Origin of the sequence: Paenibacillus cremeus, assembly GCF_007786445.1 — a bacterium.
GTDB lineage: Bacteria > Bacillota > Bacilli > Paenibacillales > NBRC-103111 > Paenibacillus_G > Paenibacillus_G cremeus.
Window position 1 is genome coordinate 14,806 of the sequence record NZ_VNJI01000068.1, and the last position, 19,589, is coordinate 34,394.

Consider the following 19,589-nt stretch of genomic DNA (forward strand, 5'->3'; position numbering starts at 1 on the left):
CAAAAGCTCCAGCCTCGATCGGGGCATGGAGCCTTATTCTAGGGTTGCACAGAAACGCTTGGCTTCGCCGCACGCTCGCCCTTCAGCGGGATTCGGCGACTAAGCAGCTTCTCCATGCCATCGGCCGGTACCGGCCGGCTGAACAAGTAGCCTTGCGCTTCGTCACATGCGTGGCGCCTTAAGAAGGCCAATTGCTCCTTGGTCTCCACGCCCTCCGCAAGGACGCGCAGCTTCAAGCTGTGCGCCATGGCGATGATCGCCTGCACAATGGCCGTATCGTCCGAAGATTTCGCGATGTCCCGGACGAAGGCACGGTCGATTTTAAGCGTATCGATCGGGAATTTTTTCAAATAGCTTAAGGAGGAATAGCCTGTGCCAAAATCGTCAATGGATATCGAAACGCCCAGCTCTTTAATCGCTTGCAGCCGGTTGATCACATATTTTTCATTCCGAATCGCAATGCTCTCTGTAATTTCAAGCTCCAGCCAGCGGGCATCCAGCCCCGTCTCCGCTAAAATCTGCGCCAATCCGCTCACAAAATGCTCTTGGTTGAACTGCCGCAGCGATAAATTGACGGCCATGCGCACGGGAGGGTACCCTTGGCTCTGCCAGGCTTTATTTTGCATGCAGGCCATGCGCATAATCCACTCGCCAATCGAGAAGATGAGCCCTGTCTCTTCGGCAATCGGAATAAACTCCCCCGGGGAAACCCATCCCAGCTCCGGATGCTGCCAGCGGATCAGCGCCTCCATCCCTATGATTTTTCTCGTTCGGATGTGAATCTTGGGCTGGTAATACAAGTCGAACTCCTGCTGCTCCAGCGCCTTGCGCAGCCCTTGCTCCAGCTCGAGCTTTCGCGAATTTACCATATTCATGCGGGGGTCGAAAAACGTGTAGACATTTTTCCCTGTCTCTTTCGACGCGTACATGGCCAGGTCGGCATTTTTGACCAGGCTGTCCACATCAAACGCATCCTCCGGATACACCGTCAGCCCGATGCTCGGCGTAATAAATAAGTGATGCTTATCGATCACCATCGGCTGCTTCATCTGGTCGATAATGCGCTGGGCCAGCATGGCCGCCCCTTGGCGACCTGTATTCGGAAGCAGCGCAATAAATTCATCCCCGCCCAGTCGGGAGACGATATCCGTCTTCCGCATACAGCGCTGCAGCAGCTGAGCCACCGCTTGCAGCAAGCTGTCGCCAACGTAATGACCGAGCGTATCGTTAATATATTTAAACCGGTCCAGGTCGATAAACATTACGGAAACCGTCTGCTGGGTTTGCCTCGCCTGCTGCAGCACTTGGGCTACCATTTGCATGAACAAATTCCGATTGGGCAGCTCCGTTAGCGGGTCATAGTAAGCCATTTGCATGATCGTTTCGTCGGCCAGCCTCCGCTCGGTGATATCTCGTAGATACGTGGTCAGAATCGGCGCTCCTGCTTTCTTGATCCGTGTGACCGTCAGCTCGATCGGAAACTCGGAGCCGTCCGCGCGCATGGCCATCGTTTCGTACCGGTTGCCCAGCAGCTTTCCATCACCCGACTTCAAATACTGATTCAGCCGATCCGTGTATTCCTGCCGCAGCGGGGGCGGAATGATGAGCTCCGTCATATTCCTGCCGATCACCTCCCGCTGCGAATACCCGAACGTTTCTTCCGCGACCGGATTAAACTCAAGAATATTCCCTCGGGCATCCAGCATAACAATGCAGTCCATGGCCGATTCCAGGATCGACCCTTTCAGCGCGATCTGCTCCGCCAACCGTTGGTCGGCAAAGTAGGCGCTGAACAATGCGAGCGCCAGCACCACAATCGTTCCCGCGGCAATCAGAACCGCTAGCAGAAAATAATTCCCCTGGTAGGCGGCATCTGAATGGGTCATCTCCGATGAAACCGGGACAATGTGCGCGGCCGCCATACCGGTGTAGTGCATCCCGGTAATCGCCGTGCCCATAATGACACCGCTCCCCAGCTTCAGCATTTTGCCGAACCTGCTCACATGCACGCGAAACCGAAAGGAGAGCATCAGCGCAGCGATCGATGCGCCGACAGCGATCACGATGGATAAGGTGAAGAGCGAGGGCTCATACCGAATCGTTACATTGTCCATGGCGGCCATCCCGATATAATGCATTCCGCTGATGGCAAACCCCACAAGCGTACCGCCGACCGTGAGCTGCTTCATTGTAATGTCCGGGCGGCAGGCGACCACTAGGCCACCAAGAGATGCAGCGATAGCCACCAAGACGGAAAGCGCTACCATAAGGACGCTATACGTGACGCTGAGCGAGGAGGGATGATAAGCCAGCATCGCTATAAAGTGCATGGCCCAGATGCCGATCCCCATCGCACAAGCGCCGCCAGTGAGCCATGCACTGCGCTTCCAGCCCCTCGACAGGCTGACCCGTCTGGAAACATCCAGCACCGTATAGGAGGCAATCACGGCAATCAAGAAGGAAATCGCGAGTAAATTCTGATTGTACATCGCTGCCCAGTCTTCATGATTCATGCTTGTCCCCTCATTTTCCATGATCTATAAATGAAAAAAAATCTACCCCGAATAAAGGATAGATTTCCTTATACCCGGTAACCTGACGACCATAGCATGTGATCTCTGCGATCCAATGCCTTAGGCCATGGCTTTGCGTCCCATCGTTTCCCATGGTTTGCCTTTGACAAGTGATAAAAGTTCTACTGTCACAAAAAAATTTCCTAGGACTAATTATATATTGGATAATTATGACAAGTACATAGGTCATTATACATATGTAACCTTTCGCAGTCTGTCATTTTCTGTCGGGATAACGAAAAAAAGCCCAACTACTGCAGCATGGCCACAGCGGCGGACTTTTTTCTACATTGCTTTACAATTGTTTTACAGCCTCCAGCACCTTATCGACATGTCCTTTAATGCGAATATTGCGCCATTCGGCCGCCAGCTTCCCCTGCTCATCAATGAGGAACGTCGAGCGGACAACGCCCATGTATTCCTTCCCGTACAGCTTCTTCAGCCGCCACACGTCGTACAGCTCGCATACGGCGTGATCGGGATCGGACAGCAGCAGGAAAGGCAGCTCATATTTAGCGGCAAATTTATCATGGGACCGCAGGTCGTCGGGGCTGATGCCGATCACCTCGGTGTTCCATTCCGCAAACTGCCCATTGTAATCTCGAAACTCGCACGCCTGGGTCGTACAGGTCGGCGTATTATCGGCCGGGTAAAAATAGATAACGACCTTTTTGCCACGGAATTGCTTGAGCGCTACTTGCTTCCCACCGGAAGACTCAAGGGTAAAATCAGGCGCCTTCCGCCCTACTTCAATAGCTGTCATACTGGACTCTCCCTCCCTTTTTCGACTACGACCCCGCTCCACGGTACCGTTTCACTCCATAGTTCCAAACCATCAGCGCGAGCGTCAACGAGACTAGCCCCACAGCTGGCGTAAGAAGCGCGAAGCTCCCCCAGTTCGCCCGATCGAGGAAGTACGAAGCCGGGTAGAAGCCGACAAAGCCGAACGGCAGCACCCATGTCAGCATCAAATTCAAAATCCGATTGTAAATCGTAACCGGATAACGGCCGTAGTTTTGCAGGTTCCACAGCAGCGCGAGAATGCCTGTCGGCGCATCGGAGAAGAAGGACAGCGAGGTGAAGAAAATGTACACGCCGCCATAGATCATGATCGACCCCAGCACCAGCAGCAGGAAAACCAGCGGATCGTACCACATGAGGCTCAGGCCCAGCTGCGACCAGGAGGCGGCCATAATCAGGAAGCCGACTAAGGCGCTGAACAGCGACGACGGATCCATATTTTCCAGCATCAGCTGGATCAGATTATAAGCCGGCCGCGTGAGAATGCGGTCCATTTCCCCTTTGACGATGTATCGTTCGCTGAACCCCCACAGGTTGAAAAAAGTAATAAACAAGCCGTAGGCCACCATAAAATAGCCATAGATGAACAAAATCTGCTGCTCATTCCAATTGCCGATCGCCGATGTGTGTTGGAACACCACCAGGATGAAGAACAGGTTCAGCCCATTGAACAGCAGATCGGACAAGATTTCAATCCAAAAGTCCGAGCGGTACGTCAGACGTGTTTTCATGTAATTTTTCAAGTAATCGACAATCAATCCCGCATAAAACATCCGTCTTACCCTCCTTGCACGAACAGCCGCGTCCGCGCGCCACGCCACAACAGAAACAGCGGAATGATCAGCAGCGCGAACCAGAGAATTTGAATGAGAAACACCTCATAGACGGCGCTTCCCGTCACTTTTCCGGTGAATACGGAGCCCGGCAAATAAGTGATCGCCTGAAACGGCAGCAGCTGCATCAGCCCTTCCGCCCACCCGGGGAAAAAGGACATCGGCACCACCAGCCCGGAGAACAAATCGACTGCCACCCGCTTCATCCTCATCATGCCTTCGTTATTTTCAAGAAAAAAAGCAAACAGCCCGGTAATAATATTGAGCTGCGAATTAATGAGAAAGCTAAAGAACAGCATGACCAGGAAGATCGCCCACACCTTCGGATCCGTCGGCAATTGCACCTTGAACAATAAGGCCACGACCACCATCCCCGGCGTTGAGAACAGGAAAAAGCGGAACAAGCCTTCACCCAGGCCCTGCATCATTTTCACGAAAATATAGTTGTACGGCCGAATAAACTGCGTCGCTACGCTGCCGTCTTTGATCTCATTCGCAATCTCACGGTCCAGGTTATTGAAATAAAACGCCCGCGCCATCCACGACACCGCGACATAGGTCGTCATCTGGGTCACGGTCATCCCGCCCAGCAGCTCCTTGCCGCCATAAATCGCCTTCCACAGAAAGTAGTAAGCTCCGATATTGAGCGCGTAAATGATAATGCCGCTGTAATAGTTCACCCGGTAGGCCAGCATCATCAGGAAGCGCATGCGAATAATTTCTAGATAGGCGCTAAGCATGGACCTTCACGTCCTGTTCTGCTTGCTTCACTTCCGCCGAGCCGGATTTGTAAATTTCGCGCACGATGTCGTCGGTGTTCGTCTCCACGATTTTAATATCTTCAATATTCATGATGCCGACGACGCGGCTGAGCACATCGGACACGCTGGCCCGCTGCTGCGGAATCCAGACCTTCGCGGTCAGCTCGTTTTCCATCGACCAGGCGACATCCAAACCGCTGGTCAGCTCTTGAAGCCTCGAGAGCGGTACCGCCGCCGGAAATTGCAGGATGACTTCCTTCCCTTTGCCCCACTTGGCTTTCAGCTCCTCGAGCCCGCCGTCGTAGATGATATTCCCGTCGTCCAGCATAATGACCCGCGAGCACAGTGCTTCAATATCCTGCAAATCGTGTGTCGTCAGCAGAATGGTCGTGCCATGCCGCGCATTCATCGACTTCAGAAACTCGCGAATTTCCGTTTTCACGACAATATCCAGCCCGATCGTCGGCTCGTCGAGAAAGACGATTTGCGGATTATGTAAGAGCGACGCCGCGAGCTCACACCGCATCCGTTGTCCAAGGCTGAGCTTGCGCACCGGTCGGTTCAATAGTTCGCCCAGCATGAGCCGATCTGTCAGCTCGTCCAGACGCTGCTTGAAATCGTTATCGCCCACGCGGTAAATTTTCTTCAGCAAACGGAACGATTCAATGACTCCGATATCCCACCAGAGCTGGCTGCGCTGTCCGAACACGACACCGATGCCGCGGACAAACTTTTCCCGCTCCTTAAAGGGGATGTAGCCGTTCACCCGAATGTCGCCCGAGGTGGGGACGAGGATGCCGGTCAGCATCTTAATCGTAGTGGACTTGCCTGCACCGTTCTCTCCAATATAGCCGCATATTTCCCCTTGAGGAATTTGGAAGCTGATGTCTTTTACAGCCCTAACTTGGTTATACTCTCGGTTAAACAGGTCCCGAAGGGCGCCCTTGAGTCCTTCCCGGTTTTTTTGCACCTTAAATTCCTTGCGCAGTTGATGTACATCGATCGCTAGCATAGATGATATTGGTTCCTCCTGTCGTATATTGCCGAAGCTTGCAGGTGCGGATCGATTCCTTTTATAATGAAATACAAAAGTTACCTTTTCTTTGACATGCATGTTCCTGCAACATTTTCAAACCCTATACACGTTATCATACACGAACCGACATCATAGGAAAAGCAAGCGGACGGACGGCTTGGAGCATCGGCATAACCGGTGCTTGCGGCTGCCTAGGCTAAAGGAAGGAGCACGCTTATGGCACGTACATTCAAATGGTTTTTCATCATGCTCGCCTTGCTTCTCGTTGCAGGAATCGGCTATTTTACATATGCTTTCCTCCATTTCGCCAACAACATTCAAAGCCGCCCGGAAACGACCAAATTCGGAGGCCTGACGCCCAAGCAAATGACTATGACAGGAGGCGCCTATTCACCGCCCAAATGGGAAGGCAAGCAGCGAGTGAACGTTTTGCTGCTCGGTGGCGACTCTAGAGGTCTGAAGAAGAACGAGATACCACGTTCGGATTCCATCATGATCGCTTCGATCGACCCCGTCACGAAAAAAGCATTTTTGTTCTCTGTTTTGCGCGACACTTACGTGAAAATTCCCGGTCAAGGCGAAGACCGCATCAATACGGCGCTCGCCACCGGCGGACCCAATTTAGCCATGCGGACCGTCAGCGATCTGCTCGGCATCCCGATCCAATACTACGTGTATACGGATTTTAAAGGCTTCATCGCCCTGGTGGATGCCATCGACGGCATCGATCTCGACGTAGAGAAGGACATGAAATACACCGACGCCGAGGACGGACACGAATACGATATCAATTTGAAAAAAGGGATGCAGCACCTCAATGGCAAAACCGCGCTCCAATACGTGCGCTTCCGGCATGACGCGATGAGCGACTTCTCCCGGACGGAGCGGCAGCGAAAGTTTTTGCAGGCGGTGGCGCAAAAGATGCAGACGACGGGCTCGCTGATCCGGCTGCCGAAAATTTTGAGCAGCATCGACCCGTATATTGAGACGAATCTAACGACCACCGACATGCTGAAGCTGGGCTCCCTGGGCTATGAGGCGAAGACAGAGGGAATGGTCAGCCAGCAAATCCCGCCAACCGAGCTTTTAGTGGAGAAACGCGTAGGAGGCGCTGAGGTGCTCAGCGTGAACCGAGAGAAGCTCCAAGCCTACGTTAAGGCCTTGCTAGATGGACGCGATCCATTGGAGAAGGAAAAACCGGTGAGCCCGCAGGGAAAGACGACCACCAGCACCAGCACCAGAACTGGCGTGGGCGTGAATACCTCGCTCAAAAAGCAGCCCTAACGGAATAGCGGCAATATTATAGCCCCCGCTCCACTCTAGCAGTTCTGTGGTCCGGGGGCTTTGTTATGCCTCTAGCCACCTTTCGAAAATGACTTCATGCCGCTTTTTTCATATAATAGGTAAAATAGCACAACATCGTCTTGTCATGGGGAGGGATTTCTTTGACCATCATACATATAGTAGATGCGTTTGCCGATCGTCCGTTCCGGGGGAATCCGGCGGCGGTTTGTTTGTTAGAGCGCTATCCATCGGATGCCGTTATGCAGCAGATTGCCATGGAAATGAACTTATCTGAGACGGCCTTTCTTTGCCCTTGCCCCGAAGAGGGGGAACACCACTTCCAGCTTCGCTGGTTTACACCGGTGACCGAGGTCGATTTGTGCGGTCATGCTACCTTGGCCAGTGCGCATTACTTGTGGGACACGGGTGCCGCGCCGCTCGATCGCCAGCTCTCATTTCATACACGCAGCGGCTTGCTCACCGCCAAGCCTTCCGGAGACGGCTGGATTCAGCTCGATTTCCCTGCAGAGCCGGTATCTGAAGTGGAGGTTAATCCCGACCGCTTGATCGCAGCTCTAGGAGGTGTAAGCTCGTACCGCTTCGTCGGGACCAATCGGATGGACATGGTCGTGGAGCTCGATTCGGAGGAGACGGTGCGCAGCTTGACGCCTGATTTTACAGCGATCCGTGGGCTGACCGGATTGCGGGGGCTGGTTGTGACCGCACGTTCTTCGAATCCGGCGTATGATTTTGTTTCCCGCTGCTTTTTCCCCGGCCTTGGAATCGATGAGGACCCGGTTACCGGCTCCACCCATTGCGGACTGGCTCCGTATTGGCAGCCCAAGCTCGGCCGGGACCAGTTTATTGCGAAGCAGCTCTCTGGACGAACCGGTACGCTGCGACTTGCGATCGCTGGCGATCGCGTGAAGCTGTCCGGTCAAGCCGTAACCGTGCTGAATGGTGCATTACAGCTATAGTTTTATTCCTACTACCTGATCTTGGAGGATTCGTACATATGACTACATCCAGACCCCGCTCCGAGGCGCTCTACAAGGAAGCGCTCGAGCATATTGTCGGCGGCGTCAACAGCCCTTCCCGCTCGTTTAAAGCGGTAGGCGGCGGTGCGCCGGTGTTCATGAAACGCGGCCAAGGCGCCTACTTCTGGGACGAGGACGGCAACCGCTACATTGACTACCTCGCCGCCTACGGCCCGATCATTCTCGGTCATGCGCATCCGCATGTGACCGCCGCCATTTGCCGTGCTGCCGAGAACGGCACGCTGTACGGCACCCCGACCGAGCTCGAGATCGAATTCGCGCGCATGCTGAAAGCCTCGACGCCCTCGCTCGACAAGGTCCGCTTCGTCAACTCCGGCACGGAGGCCGTCATGACGACGATTCGCGTCGCCCGAGCCTACACGGGCCGCAACAAAATCGTCAAGTTCGCCGGCTGCTACCACGGCCACTCGGACCTCGTGCTCGTCGCCGCAGGCTCCGGCCCATCCACCCTCGGGATCCCCGACAGCGCCGGGATCCCGACCAGCATCGCGCACGAGGTGATCACCGTGCCGTACAACGACCTCGCCGCGCTCGACGAAGCGCTCGCGCGCTGGGGCAACGACGTCGCCGCGGTGATGGTCGAGCCCATCGTGGGCAACTTCGGCATGGTCATGCCGAAGCCAGGCTTCCTCGAAGGGCTCTGCGCCGCCGCGCGGCGGAATGGCTCCCTCGTCATCTACGACGAGGTGATCACGGCGTTCCGGTTCCACTACGGAACGACGCAAACCTTTGATGGCCTGCCGTCGGGAACCGACTTCGCGGCCATCGAGCCGGACCTGACGGCCCTGGGCAAAATCATCGGCGGCGGACTGCCGATCGGGGCCTATGGGGGCCGCAAGGACATTATGGCGCAGGTGGCGCCCTTGGGCCCGGCCTATCAGGCCGGCACGATGGCGGGCAACCCTGCGTCCATCTCGGCAGGAATCGCATGCCTGCAAGCCTTGCAAGAGCCGGGCACGTACGCCCGGCTGGATCAGCTCGGCGCGGCGCTTGAGGCTGGCATGAGCGAGGCAGCGCGCAAGCATGGCATTGCGCTGACAATCAACCGCATCCGCGGCGCGCTGTCCACCCACTTCTGCGACCATCCGGTGACGAACTACGACGAAGCGCAGGACACCGACGGCGAGCAGTTCGCACAGTTTTTCCGACTCATGCTGGAGCAGGGCATTAATCTGGCGCCATCCAAATATGAAGCCTGGTTTATGACGACCGCTCATACAGATGACGACATCGCATTCACCCTGCAGGCGGCTGAGCGGGCCTTCTCTCAGATGGCGCGATAAAGATCATTTTTTTCCTGTCCGATGTTTAATTATGCGTTTCGAGCCTTATTGTTTCAAAAGCATGAATAAGACGAATTTTCAGATCAATTGAAAAGTGGTAATCAAATTACGAACTATTATCGAAAGTTGATAATAGTTCGTTCGTTTTTATGAAAATTTTAGTTTAACTAAAATTTTTCCCTTTATTCACCAATTATGCAAAATAGATAACGCTTACATAACGTCTTTCCCCTGAATGTTCTATTGTCTCATCGACAATTTCATGGTATTCTAATACTAATTTACTTTTTGAAAAACCAGATATAATGTAAGGTTTTCACCATGGAAGCCAGGAAGGTATGCGCTCATTTTGTCGAATTGGGCACATTTATTTTTTTATTATCGCCCACTTCCGCGCTGCCTCAGAAGAAACAAAGAACCGTCGCACGAGTCTTTTATGCAGAATAAATGTATATTTATTCATCCATGCTATCTTGACTGTGTCCACTTTCTTTTTCTGCGACATGAACAAACCTTATCTAAAGGATGAAACCGCATAATTTTCTTGGGAGGTGACGGTCAGCCTGCTGACCACGACTATGAACGAAGTAATGCGTAATGAAGGCCGCTTTCAGAACCTTTTAGCCACCGAACATGACAGCTGCGGCATCATCTGTATCGTAGAGAAAGACGGGTTTCCTTCCCGTGACAACATCCAAAAAACGATCGACGCTCTGGTAAAATTAGAGCATCGTTCGGGTTTTATTAACGGGGAAGGCGACGGTTGCGGGATTTTGACCGACATCCCTAGAGCACTTTGGGAGAAGAAGCTGAATGATGCCGGCCTCGATGGCAAACTGGCGTATGATGAGCGCTTCTCTGTAGCTCACATCTTTGTCCCACGCAAGCTGGCCATTTCCGCGGCCGACATGCAGCAAGGCATGCGCGAGCTGTTTGCAGGCTTTGGCGTCAGCATTCTAATGGAGCAAGAAAATCAAGTCGACAGCAGCGTACTCGGTCCGAACGGACGCAACGACGAGCCTACGTTCTGGCAGGTAGCCGGTTTCTGTGATAAGCCAGAAGTGAAGGTTGCCGATCATCTGTTTGAGCTTCATGTGGCGATCGAAGCCAAGTACAACGTGCATGTCGCTACGTTGAGCAATGTGACAGCGGCCTACAAAGTGATGGGCGCGGCTAGCATTTTGCCTAAATACTACAATGATACCCGTGATCCGCTGTTCGCCGCGCAAGTGACGATCGGTCATAACCGGTATTCGACAAACACCCAATCCAGCTTCTTCCGTGTACAGCCGTTCTCCCTGCTGGGCCATAACGGCGAGATCAACACCGTGAAGAAAATGCGTCTGGAAGCAGACATGGTCGGCGTTCCACTCGTGGACGGCGGCAGTGACTCCCAAGACATGAACCGGACGATTGAAACGTTCATCCACCGCGCGGGCCTCAGCCTGTTCGAAGCGATGGAAGTCGTTTTCCCGCCGATCATTAACGAAATGAAGCTGTACCGTCAAGAGCTTCAGGATTTGTATGTGTACTACCGCCAAATGTGGGGTCACTATGCTCAAGGTCCTGCGGGGATCGTATCCCGCTATGGCAACGAATGTATTTTCAGCGTCGATGCCCTCGGCTTGCGTCCGGTATGGATGGTGGAAAGCGAAACATCGCTTTACTTCTCCTCCGAGCAAGGCGTGATTACCGTTGGCGAAATGGTAGCCGATCCGAAACCGATCGCTCCAGGCGAGAAAGTCGGCGTACTGCTTACACCAGGTGAGCATGTGCAGGTGATTCCTTACCATCAGGTTCAAACGATGGCAATGGAGCGCGCTTCCGCTCGCATCGGCATCGAAGGGCTTCGCAAGCATTTGAACAATTCCGTTCCTGCGGTTGAGGCAGCTCCATCTGCTGACCTTACACCGACGGATGCGATTTATAGCGCGTTCGGTTGGGACCGCGACGGCATCAGCATGATCGAGACGACTGCGGATACCGGCGCCGAGCCGATCCGTTCCCTGGGTCATGACAGCCCGCATGCGGCACTCAACTGGGAGCGTCAGAACATTCCAGACTTCATTAAAGAAAGCGTAGCTGTCGTAACGAATCCGGCGATCGACCGCGACCGCGAAATGGAGCACTTCTCCACCCGCGTCGTTGTTGGCCCGCGTCCGGCGGTTTACGGTCAGCTCGACGAGCGTCTGCGCATTGAGTTGCTGTACCCTGTCGTACTCGAAGGCAGCAACGGCGTAGATTCCTTAAGCGAATTGAAACAGCCTAGCTTCGAACAGCTGACGGCTATGTACGGCGCACAGAATGGTGATGCTGTAGCTACTTTGTCGACCACGTTTGCCCGCGGCACGTCCGTTAAGGAGGCGCTGGAGCAACTGGCTGCAGATGCCATCAAAGCCGTTCGCCAAGGCGCTATGCTGCTCATCTTGGATGACAGCGAAGCTCACCAGAACGACCGCCTGTGGTTGGATCCTCACCTCGCGGTTTCCAAAGTAGATATCGCGCTTCGCGGTGAAAAGCTCGGCTTCGGAGATAACCTCCGCCGTCAAGCTACGCTGGTACTGCGCAGCGGAGCGATCCGTAACCTGCATGACATCGCTGTGGCATGCGGTTTAGGCGCAGACGTGCTGTCTCCTTATATCATGTTTGCTACGGCCGCTTCCAAAGACGGCGCACCGGCAGCTCGCAAAGTATTCACGGCTCTGATGAAAGGCTTGGAGAAAGTCATCTCCACCATCGGTACGCACGAGCTTCGCGGCTACACCCGCTTCTATTCTTCGATCGGGCTCAAGCCGGAAGTGGCAGAAGTGCTTGATATTGTGAACTATCTGGGCAGCGATGCCGCAGGGACCGGCTTTGCCGAGCTCGAGGCGGATGCCGAAGCCCGTTATAACGATTTCTCGAATCCAAAAGCCAAGGCCGCGCGGAACTTCCGTTTCTTCCAGCGCATGTGGAAAGCGCTGGGCGATGCTGCCTCCGGTGCTGCACCTTACACGGATTACCGTGACAAGCTGCGCGAAGAAGAGAAGAAGAACCCGATTTCCATTCGTCACGTGGCCGCATTCAACTTTGAAAAAGCCGCTGCAGAAGGACGCAAGCCGCTTAGCACCGATCAAGTCAATATCGGAATCGGCGGACATGATCTGCCTATGCTAATCTCGTCTATGTCCTTCGGATCACAGAATGAGACAGCATTCCGTGCCTATGCAGAAGCCGGCGAGCGTCTGAACATGGTTACCATGAACGGAGAAGGCGGCGAGATTAAAGATATGCTCGGCCGTTACAAGCGGACCCGCGGTGCGCAGGTAGCATCCGGACGCTTCGGTGTCAACGTAGAATTGGCTACTGCGGTAGCTTTCCTTGAGATCAAGATCGGTCAAGGCGCAAAACCGGGCGAAGGCGGTCACCTGCCAGGCTCCAAGGTTACAGCCAAGATCGCTGCAACGCGTAACGCTACCATCGGCTCCGACCTGATTTCGCCTTCCAACAACCACGATATTTACTCGATCGAGGATTTGGCGCAAATCATCTCCGAGCTCAAGGAAGCCAGCGGCCGCAAAGCGAAAATCATCGTAAAAATTCCAGTTGTACCTGGGATCGGAACGATTGCCGTAGGTGTCGCCAAAGCAGGTGCGGACGTCATCACTTTGTCCGGCTTCGACGGCGGTACTGGTGCAGCGCGGATTCACTCCATTACGCACGTAGGCTTGCCAACCGAAATCGGAACGAAGCTTGCTCATATCGCCTTGATCGAAGCTGGTCTTCGTCACCGCGTAGAGCTGTGGTCTGACGGCGGGATGAAGGCCGGTGCGGACGTAGTGAAGATGGTTATGCTCGGCGCAAACCGCGTAGGCTTCGGTTCCATCGCGATGCAATCCATCGGCTGTACGACCTGCCGCGGATGTCATTTGGATACTTGCCACGTAGGGATCGCCACGCAGATCGATTCGATGGAAGAAGCCGAGGAAAAAGGCCTTCGCCGTTTCGTTCCGCGTCAATACGACATCGCTGTGGATTCCCTGGTTCGCCTCTTTGGCGGTATCGGTGAGGAAGTACGCGAGATCGTAGCTCAACTCGGATTTACGGACCTGCAGGATCTGGTCGGCCGTTCCGACCTGCTGCAGCAAGTAAGCCACCTGGAAAAAATCGATCTATCCGACCTGCTTCGCCCGGCTCCGATTTCCTTCGTTGCAGCGCATGAAGAAGCACTGGCCGAAGTGGCCGCAGCGGTATCCTCGGATATCCGTATCGCAGCAGGTGCCGAAGGTCAAGAGTTTTTCCCGGATGCCGTCTCCTTCGACGCACCGGTTGAACGCAAGTGGAGCAAGGTCGATGCGGAATCCCGTATTCTCGGAAGCCGTTATTCCAGCCACCGGGTAAGAGACCGATTCGACGGCAGCTATGACCAGCTTCCGAAGGTGAACATCACGATGACGGAAGGCTCCGTACCGGGTAACGGTTTGGCAGCATTCAACGCTCGTGGCGTAGACATTACGGTTCACGGTGGTGCGGAAGACGGCGTAGGTAAAATGTCGCTGGGCGGTAAAGTAGCCATCTTGAAGGCGCCTAGCAAGCATAAGCAGTATATCAACGGTTCGGTAGGTAAATCCTTCGGATACGGGGCACAAAAAGGCTTGTTCCTGATCCAAGGTAACGCAGATACTCGCGCTTGCATTCGTTTCTCCGGTGCAGACGTCGTATTCGGCGGCGAGATTACCACTCCACTCCGTGACGATCTCGGCGGTCTGGCAGCCCGTGCGAATATGAAGGGCTTTGCGTTCGAATACATGACTAACGGTCGTGCAGTTGTTCTGGGCGATCCAGGTCCATGGATTTGCGCAGGGATGACAGGCGGTGTGATCTATCAGCGTTTGGTTCCAGAGATGGGTCTGGATCAAGCTGCTATCGAACGCCGGATTGCCAAAGGCGCGAAAGTTAAAATCGAGCCTATCGGCGCACAAAGCACGAAGGATCTGAACGAGCTGCTCGGTGCATACCACGAAGAGCTGGCGAGCTCCGGTCAAACGGAAGCAGCAGCAACGATTCAAGAACTGCTCAGCAACCTGCAAGCTAACTTTGTACGGATCGCTCCGGTCAATCTGCAAGCAGACCAATCCGTAGCAACCGAATAAGCTGGTTACAATAACGAAACACCCGAACCCCCTCAAGCATCCCGCTTGGAGGGGGTTTTTGCTGATATTTTTCTCCACGTAAAAAGCCGCCCCAGTGCGAGAATCCTTATGGAATCCCAACGCGCCGAGAGCGGCCTTTTCATGAAACAATTCTTTTATGTTTTATGACCAAAACTTCTCACTGCCCACCGACACAAAATCGGCGCCATGCTGCAGAGCTTGCTCCACCTCATCGAAGCCTCGTATCAATCCACCTACGATCAGCGGCTGATCGATTCGGCTCTTTACCTCTTGGATGACCCGCGGCATGAGGCCCGGCATCAATTCCACCTCGTCAGGCTGACTTGCTCTGACTACACGAATCGCTGTTTCCACAGCTGCAGTATCAATGGCAAAAAATCGCTGAATGCTCCGTATACCGGCAGCCTTAGCGGCACCGATCACGTGGCTTTTAGTAGAAATAATTCCGTTAATCCCAAATTGCTCAGCTAAATAGTGAACGGCGGCCGCATCACGACCAATGCCATCGACCATTTCGATGTGGAGATAGACGCTTTTATCGGAGGCCTTGAGTTGATCCACTACTTGTCCCAGGTTTCGAATATTGCCGGTCATTAAATTAACCCGCTTGACTTTACTTTCCATGGCTAATCGGAGTTGTTCCGTCTTGGTGATCGATGCAATAATGGATTGGTGCATTCGGTTACCCCATTTCTAATTGGCTATCCGAATTTTACCACACACATATTTTCGCAAGATTAACACCATATAAAAACTTTTCACCTGCAAGCTACCGGATCATACGAAAGACTGCCTCACCAGCCTCAGGAGCCGGTTCAACAGTCTTTTTTATACAAGTGATATATTTACGCTTTAGCAGCGCGGTAAGCCTCAATGTACTGCGCTGCCTTCTTGGCAACGAGGCTGTAGTCACCGGATTTTACCGCATCTGCAGTCAAATCCGAACCAATCCCTACAGCAACTGCACCAGCCTTGATCCATTCACCCAAATTGCTGAGCGATACGCCACCCGTTGGCATGACGTTAGCCTGCGGCAATGGGCCTTTGATCGCCTTGATCATAGCTGGCGAATACAGGTTGCCCGGGAACAGCTTAACGACGTCCACACCGAGCTCCAGCGCGTGCTGGATTTCTTGAATGGTCATGACGCCGGGCATCACCGGAATGCGGTACCGATTGCACAGTGCAACCGTTCCTGGGTTGAGCGTAGGGCTCACCACGAACTCAGAACCGCTCAGAATGCCTGCACGAGCGGTTTCAGGATCAAGTACCGTTCCAACGCCAATAATGGCATATTTCGACGGATCTGAAGTCGTACTTGAGTATTTCTTAGCCAAACGTTCAATCGCTTGGAGCGCAAAAGGAACCGTCATCGTGACCTCAATCACCTTGATGCCGCCCTCGATCGCTTGCTCGGCCATCTCGACTACTTCATCCGGCGTTTCCCCGCGGAGTACTGCGACAACGCCCTCTTCTACGATTTGTTGAACCAGCTTAAGTTTTTTCATCTCTTCAACCGTTCCTTCGCATGGAATGTCACTCTATTGATCAAGGATTACCGCTCTACGTGCTTCACATTGTTCAAAAATGCCTCAACCTGCTCCCAGGTCGGAATGCCTTCCCAGTCGCCTTCCATTTGAACGACCATGCAGCCAATGAGATTGCCTAAGCGTACCGCTTCGTAGTGGCTGTAGCCTTTCAGCAAGCCGACGAAAAAGCCCGCGCAAAAGCCATCCCCCGCGCCTACCGTATCCACAACCTGCTCCGCCTTGAAGTAAGGAACCGAGGTAACCTTACCATTCTCCACGATATAGGTCTCGTCGTCTCCACCCTTCACGATGGATACTGCCTTCAGTTCGCTCAAACGGGCAACAATCTCATCGAAGCTCTCGGTTTGATACAGCAGCTTCAGCTCATCCAGACCAGGCAGGAAATAGTCCGCCTCCTGCGCAAGCTCAAGAAGCACGCCTCGCGCTTCCTCAATGGACCACAGCTTCAATCGCAGGTTTGGATCAAAGCATACTTTTACCCCATGCTTCCGTGCAATCCGGATCGCTTCCTTCGCCGATTCGCGGCAGCTTTCGCTTAGCGCCGGTGTAATCCCGGTCACATGGAGGTATTTCGCCTGCTTAATATATTCTTCGTCCAAATTTTCCGGTTTGAGCGTGCTCGCGGCCGAGCCTTTGCGGTAGTAATAAACAGACGTTTTGCCGGACACGACTTCACGCAGCATCATGCCTGTCGGAGCTTCCGTCGTCAATTCTACGCGGGATACATCCACACCCTCGCCGCGAATCTTTTTCAAAATCATCCGCCCAAACGGATCCTTCCCCAATCGGCTGAACCAGCCAACCTTATGGCCGAGACGGGAAACACCAATCGCAACATTGCTCTCCGCTCCGCCAAACAAACTTTGAAACTGTGCCGAGTACTCTATACCCTTGGAGCCTGTCGGCATCATGAGCGCCATCGTTTCACCAAACGTGATAATCTCCGGCTGAAACATCTGCACCTGTCCTGATTGTTGTCCCGTAGCCATTATCGTGTCATCCACCCGCCGTCTACGCAAAGCACGTGGCCGCTCATATAATCGGAAGCTTGAGAAGCTAAGAATACAACCGGTCCTTGCAGATCTTCAGGCGTTCCCCACCGTGCAGCTGGAATTCGCACCAAAATTTGCGAGCTGCGCTCTTGATCAGCTCTAAGAGCTGCCGTATTATCCGTCTCCATATAGCCTGGAGCGATGGCATTCACTTGGATGCCCTTGCTAGCCCATTCGTTTGCTAACGCCTTCGTCACACCGGCAATAGCATGCTTGGATGCTGTATAGCCAGGGACGTTGATGCCGCCTTGGAAGCTGAGCATCGAGGCAATGTTGATGATTTTACCCGAACCTTGTTCGATCATTTCACGACCTACACGCTGCGATAAGAAGAAAGCCGAGTTCAAGTTCAAATTCAGCACATCGTGCCAGTCTTGAGCAGCATGCTCAGCAGCAGGTGTACGGCGAATAATGCCCGCATTGTTCACAAGAATATCGATCTTGCCGAAAACGGACAGCGCTTCGTTTACCACTGCATCGATAGCAGCTTCATCCATCAGGTTCGCAACAATGGTATGTGCTTTACGGCCCATAGCCTCGATTTGCTGTTGCACTTCGCGGGAACGATCATTGCTCGTTACGATCGCGACATCAGCTCCTGCTTTCGCCAAACCAAGAGAAATCGCGCCGCCCAAACCAACAGCACCACCTGTAACCAAAGCCACTTTTCCGGATAAATCAAACAAGTTCATTTTCTCGCACCCCATTTTAGCGTTTTAAGCTGATCCGAACTATACTCGCTTCTCTTTCACGGATTGCTTGTCCATATTATTATATGCCAAAACCATGGGGTTCGCCATACTTCGAGTACGATTTTTCGTTCATTTCAGTTCATTTTCGTTCAAAATAGACAATAGAACCCAGCAGCCTCTCCCTGACTCTTTTAAATGCAAAAAAACAGCCCTTCGCATACGCGAAAGGCTGTTTTACGTCCCAGGAGGGATTCGAACCCCCGACCGACGGCTTAGAAGGCCGTTGCTCTATCCAGCTGAGCTACTGGAACTTATTAGTTGGAGCGGGTGATGGGAATCGAACCCACGCTACCAGCTTGGAAGGCTGGAGTTCTACCATTGAACTACACCCGCAAATTAGTGGTCGGGACGACACGATTTGAACATGCGACCCCCTGGTCCCAAACCAGGTGCTCTACCAAGCTGAGCTACGTCCCGATCTATTCAGTGCTGGTAGAGGGACTTGAACCCCCACGGTTTCCCTCACGATTTTGAGTCGCGCGCGTCTGCCAATTCCGCCATACCAGCAAATACAAATGGAGCGGAAGACGGGACTCGAACCCGCGACCCTCGCCTTGGCAAGGCGATGCTCTACCACTGAGCCACTTCCGCATGAAATTATAACATGTAAACCTTTAAGTATGATGATGGAGCGGAAGACGGGAATCGAACCCGCGACCCTCGCCTTGGCAAGGCGATGCTCTACCGCTGAGCCACTTCCGCTAACTAACATACTTGTTAAAGTGAGCCATGTAGGACTCGAACCTACGACACCCTGATTAAAAGTCAGGTGCTCTACCAACTGAGCTAATGGCTCATAGAAACTGGGGATCTAGGATTCGAACCTAGGCATGACGGAGTCAAAGTCCGTTGCCTTACCGCTTGGCTAATCCCCAATGAGTTGTAAAATGGGGCGATCGATGGGACTTGAACCCACGAATGCTGGAGCCACAGACCAGTGCGTTAACCCCTTCGCCACGACCGCCATATTAAGAATTAAAACCAGTAATGGTGCCGTCGAGAGGAATCGAACCTCCGACCTACGCATTACGAGTGCGTTGCTCTACCGCTGAGCTACGACGGCTTAAACAAAACATCGGAGCGATCGGAATACTTTCCGTTCTACTCCGAACTTAGGTGTATTCCTCGAGCAAGCATTATAAGTGCTGTTAAAAAAAATGGCGGAGCCGACGGGATTCGAACCCGCGGTCTCCTGCGTGACAGGCAGGCATGTTAGGCCTCTACACCACGGCTCCACACTGGTAAAATTGGTTGCGGGGGCAGGATTTGAACCTGCGGCCTTCGGGTTATGAGCCCGACGAGCTACCGGGCTGCTCCACCCCGCGTCAGTAAAAATATTATATGGTGGAGGCTGACGGGATCGAACCGCCGACCCTCTGCTTGTAAGGCAGATGCTCTCCCAGCTGAGCTAAGCCTCCATGGGATTTGGTGACCCGTAGGGGATTCGAACCCC

The 19,589-nt window shown here is 53.5% G+C and carries 13 protein-coding genes, 13 tRNA genes and 1 riboswitch; of the genes, 4 read left to right on the top strand and 22 right to left on the bottom strand.

What is annotated here, in order from left to right; genetic code table 11:
- Window positions 1–38: 38 nt before the first annotated feature.
- The 5 genes from FPZ49_RS31965 to FPZ49_RS31985 form a co-directional block, all read right to left on the bottom strand.
- Window positions 39–2,513 (bottom strand): bifunctional diguanylate cyclase/phosphodiesterase, encoded by a 2,475-nt coding sequence (locus FPZ49_RS31965; RefSeq protein ID WP_186446226.1) that lies wholly within the window; start codon window positions 2,511–2,513, stop codon window positions 39–41.
- A gap of 73 nt (window positions 2,514–2,586) precedes the next feature.
- Window positions 2,587–2,685, bottom strand: a riboswitch (cyclic di-GMP riboswitch).
- 183 nt (window positions 2,686–2,868) lie between these two features.
- On the bottom strand, window positions 2,869–3,336 hold the full coding sequence (gene bcp, locus FPZ49_RS31970; RefSeq protein ID WP_144854402.1) for a thioredoxin-dependent thiol peroxidase: 468 nt from the start codon (window positions 3,334–3,336) through the stop codon (window positions 2,869–2,871).
- A gap of 25 nt (window positions 3,337–3,361) precedes the next feature.
- Window positions 3,362–4,147 (bottom strand): ABC transporter permease, encoded by a 786-nt coding sequence (locus FPZ49_RS31975; RefSeq protein WP_144854403.1) that lies wholly within the window; start codon window positions 4,145–4,147, stop codon window positions 3,362–3,364.
- Window positions 4,148–4,152: 5 nt separating this feature from the next.
- The gene (locus FPZ49_RS31980; RefSeq protein WP_144854404.1) at window positions 4,153–4,947 is read right to left on the bottom strand and encodes an ABC transporter permease; all 795 of its coding nucleotides are present in this window, start codon (window positions 4,945–4,947) and stop codon (window positions 4,153–4,155) included.
- Window positions 4,940–5,980 (bottom strand): ABC transporter ATP-binding protein, encoded by a 1,041-nt coding sequence (locus FPZ49_RS31985; RefSeq protein ID WP_144854405.1) that lies wholly within the window; start codon window positions 5,978–5,980, stop codon window positions 4,940–4,942. The genes FPZ49_RS31980 and FPZ49_RS31985 overlap by 8 nt, the downstream gene beginning before the upstream one ends.
- Window positions 5,981–6,220: 240 nt before the next feature.
- Between FPZ49_RS31985 and FPZ49_RS31990 the strand changes: the two genes are divergently transcribed.
- The 4 genes from FPZ49_RS31990 (at window position 6,221) to FPZ49_RS32005 (ending at window position 14,761) form a co-directional block, all read left to right on the top strand.
- The gene (locus FPZ49_RS31990; RefSeq protein ID WP_144854406.1) at window positions 6,221–7,288 is read left to right on the top strand and encodes an LCP family protein; all 1,068 of its coding nucleotides are present in this window, start codon (window positions 6,221–6,223) and stop codon (window positions 7,286–7,288) included.
- A gap of 161 nt (window positions 7,289–7,449) precedes the next feature.
- Window positions 7,450–8,265 (top strand): PhzF family phenazine biosynthesis protein, encoded by an 816-nt coding sequence (locus FPZ49_RS31995; RefSeq protein ID WP_144854407.1) that lies wholly within the window; start codon window positions 7,450–7,452, stop codon window positions 8,263–8,265.
- A 38-nt stretch (window positions 8,266–8,303) separates the two neighbouring features.
- Window positions 8,304–9,629, top strand: coding sequence for a glutamate-1-semialdehyde 2,1-aminomutase (locus FPZ49_RS32000; protein ID WP_144854408.1), 1,326 nt, complete (start codon window positions 8,304–8,306; stop codon window positions 9,627–9,629).
- A 578-nt stretch (window positions 9,630–10,207) separates the two neighbouring features.
- Window positions 10,208–14,761: a glutamate synthase-related protein gene (locus tag FPZ49_RS32005; RefSeq protein ID WP_261381727.1), complete on the top strand. Its 4,554-nt coding sequence runs from the start codon at window positions 10,208–10,210 to the stop codon at window positions 14,759–14,761.
- 162 nt (window positions 14,762–14,923) lie between these two features.
- Here FPZ49_RS32005 and FPZ49_RS32010 read toward each other — a convergent pair whose 3' ends face one another.
- The 17 genes from FPZ49_RS32010 to FPZ49_RS32090 all read right to left on the bottom strand — a co-directional run bounded on the left by FPZ49_RS32010 (window position 14,924) and on the right by FPZ49_RS32090 (window position 19,554).
- Window positions 14,924–15,460, bottom strand: coding sequence for a glycerol-3-phosphate responsive antiterminator (locus tag FPZ49_RS32010; RefSeq protein ID WP_144854410.1), 537 nt, complete (start codon window positions 15,458–15,460; stop codon window positions 14,924–14,926).
- Between the two features lie 167 nt (window positions 15,461–15,627).
- Window positions 15,628–16,290 (bottom strand): bifunctional 2-keto-4-hydroxyglutarate aldolase/2-keto-3-deoxy-6-phosphogluconate aldolase, encoded by a 663-nt coding sequence (locus FPZ49_RS32015; RefSeq protein ID WP_144854411.1) that lies wholly within the window; start codon window positions 16,288–16,290, stop codon window positions 15,628–15,630.
- Window positions 16,291–16,337: 47 nt separating this feature from the next.
- A complete protein-coding gene (locus tag FPZ49_RS32020) occupies window positions 16,338–17,321 on the bottom strand; it encodes a sugar kinase (protein ID WP_144854412.1) in 984 nt (327 codons plus the stop codon).
- Window positions 17,321–18,076 carry a 2-dehydro-3-deoxy-D-gluconate 5-dehydrogenase KduD gene (gene kduD, locus FPZ49_RS32025; RefSeq protein ID WP_144854413.1) on the bottom strand — a complete coding sequence of 252 codons (756 nt, stop codon included), beginning with the start codon at window positions 18,074–18,076 and terminating at the stop codon, window positions 17,321–17,323. Before kduD ends, FPZ49_RS32020 begins: the two co-directional genes overlap by 1 nt.
- Before the next feature lie 237 nt (window positions 18,077–18,313).
- Window positions 18,314–18,387 (bottom strand) — tRNA-Arg (locus tag FPZ49_RS32030).
- Window positions 18,388–18,395: 8 nt separating this feature from the next.
- Window positions 18,396–18,469 (bottom strand) — tRNA-Gly (locus FPZ49_RS32035).
- 7 nt (window positions 18,470–18,476) lie between these two features.
- A tRNA-Pro gene (locus FPZ49_RS32040) sits at window positions 18,477–18,553 on the bottom strand.
- Between the two features lie 10 nt (window positions 18,554–18,563).
- Window positions 18,564–18,643, bottom strand: a tRNA-Leu gene (locus FPZ49_RS32045).
- A gap of 9 nt (window positions 18,644–18,652) precedes the next feature.
- Window positions 18,653–18,727: transfer RNA gene (locus FPZ49_RS32050), tRNA-Gly, on the bottom strand.
- Window positions 18,728–18,763: 36 nt separating this feature from the next.
- Window positions 18,764–18,838 (bottom strand) — tRNA-Gly (locus FPZ49_RS32055).
- A gap of 21 nt (window positions 18,839–18,859) precedes the next feature.
- A tRNA-Lys gene (locus tag FPZ49_RS32060) sits at window positions 18,860–18,932 on the bottom strand.
- Window positions 18,933–18,939: 7 nt separating this feature from the next.
- Window positions 18,940–19,011 (bottom strand) — tRNA-Gln (locus tag FPZ49_RS32065).
- Window positions 19,012–19,024: 13 nt separating this feature from the next.
- Window positions 19,025–19,100 (bottom strand) — tRNA-His (locus FPZ49_RS32070).
- 24 nt (window positions 19,101–19,124) lie between these two features.
- Window positions 19,125–19,199 (bottom strand) — tRNA-Thr (locus FPZ49_RS32075).
- Window positions 19,200–19,294: 95 nt separating this feature from the next.
- Window positions 19,295–19,371: transfer RNA gene (locus FPZ49_RS32080), tRNA-Asp, on the bottom strand.
- A gap of 13 nt (window positions 19,372–19,384) precedes the next feature.
- Window positions 19,385–19,461: transfer RNA gene (locus tag FPZ49_RS32085), tRNA-Met, on the bottom strand.
- Between the two features lie 17 nt (window positions 19,462–19,478).
- Window positions 19,479–19,554: transfer RNA gene (locus tag FPZ49_RS32090), tRNA-Val, on the bottom strand.
- Window positions 19,555–19,589: the final 35 nt, after the last annotated feature.

Bases quoted from the DNA above. Each gene is read 5' to 3' on its own strand.
- FPZ49_RS31985 (WP_144854405.1), bottom strand. From the start codon at position 5,980: ATGCTAGCGATCGATGTACATCAACTGCGCAAGGAATTTAAGGTGCAA.
- FPZ49_RS32000 (WP_144854408.1), top strand. From the start codon at position 8,304: ATGACTACATCCAGACCCCGCTCCGAGGCGCTCTACAAGGAAGCGCTC.
- FPZ49_RS32005 (WP_261381727.1), top strand. From the start codon at position 10,208: ATGAACGAAGTAATGCGTAATGAAGGCCGCTTTCAGAACCTTTTAGCC.
- FPZ49_RS31990 (WP_144854406.1), top strand. From the start codon at position 6,221: ATGGCACGTACATTCAAATGGTTTTTCATCATGCTCGCCTTGCTTCTC.
- FPZ49_RS32010 (WP_144854410.1), bottom strand. From the start codon at position 15,460: ATGCACCAATCCATTATTGCATCGATCACCAAGACGGAACAACTCCGA.
- FPZ49_RS31965 (WP_186446226.1), bottom strand. From the start codon at position 2,513: ATGAATCATGAAGACTGGGCAGCGATGTACAATCAGAATTTACTCGCG.
- kduD (WP_144854413.1), bottom strand. From the start codon at position 18,076: ATGAACTTGTTTGATTTATCCGGAAAAGTGGCTTTGGTTACAGGTGGT.
- FPZ49_RS32020 (WP_144854412.1), bottom strand. From the start codon at position 17,321: ATGGCTACGGGACAACAATCAGGACAGGTGCAGATGTTTCAGCCGGAG.
- FPZ49_RS31980 (WP_144854404.1), bottom strand. From the start codon at position 4,947: ATGCTTAGCGCCTATCTAGAAATTATTCGCATGCGCTTCCTGATGATG.
- bcp (WP_144854402.1), bottom strand. From the start codon at position 3,336: ATGACAGCTATTGAAGTAGGGCGGAAGGCGCCTGATTTTACCCTTGAG.
- FPZ49_RS31975 (WP_144854403.1), bottom strand. From the start codon at position 4,147: ATGTTTTATGCGGGATTGATTGTCGATTACTTGAAAAATTACATGAAA.
- FPZ49_RS32015 (WP_144854411.1), bottom strand. From the start codon at position 16,290: ATGAAAAAACTTAAGCTGGTTCAACAAATCGTAGAAGAGGGCGTTGTC.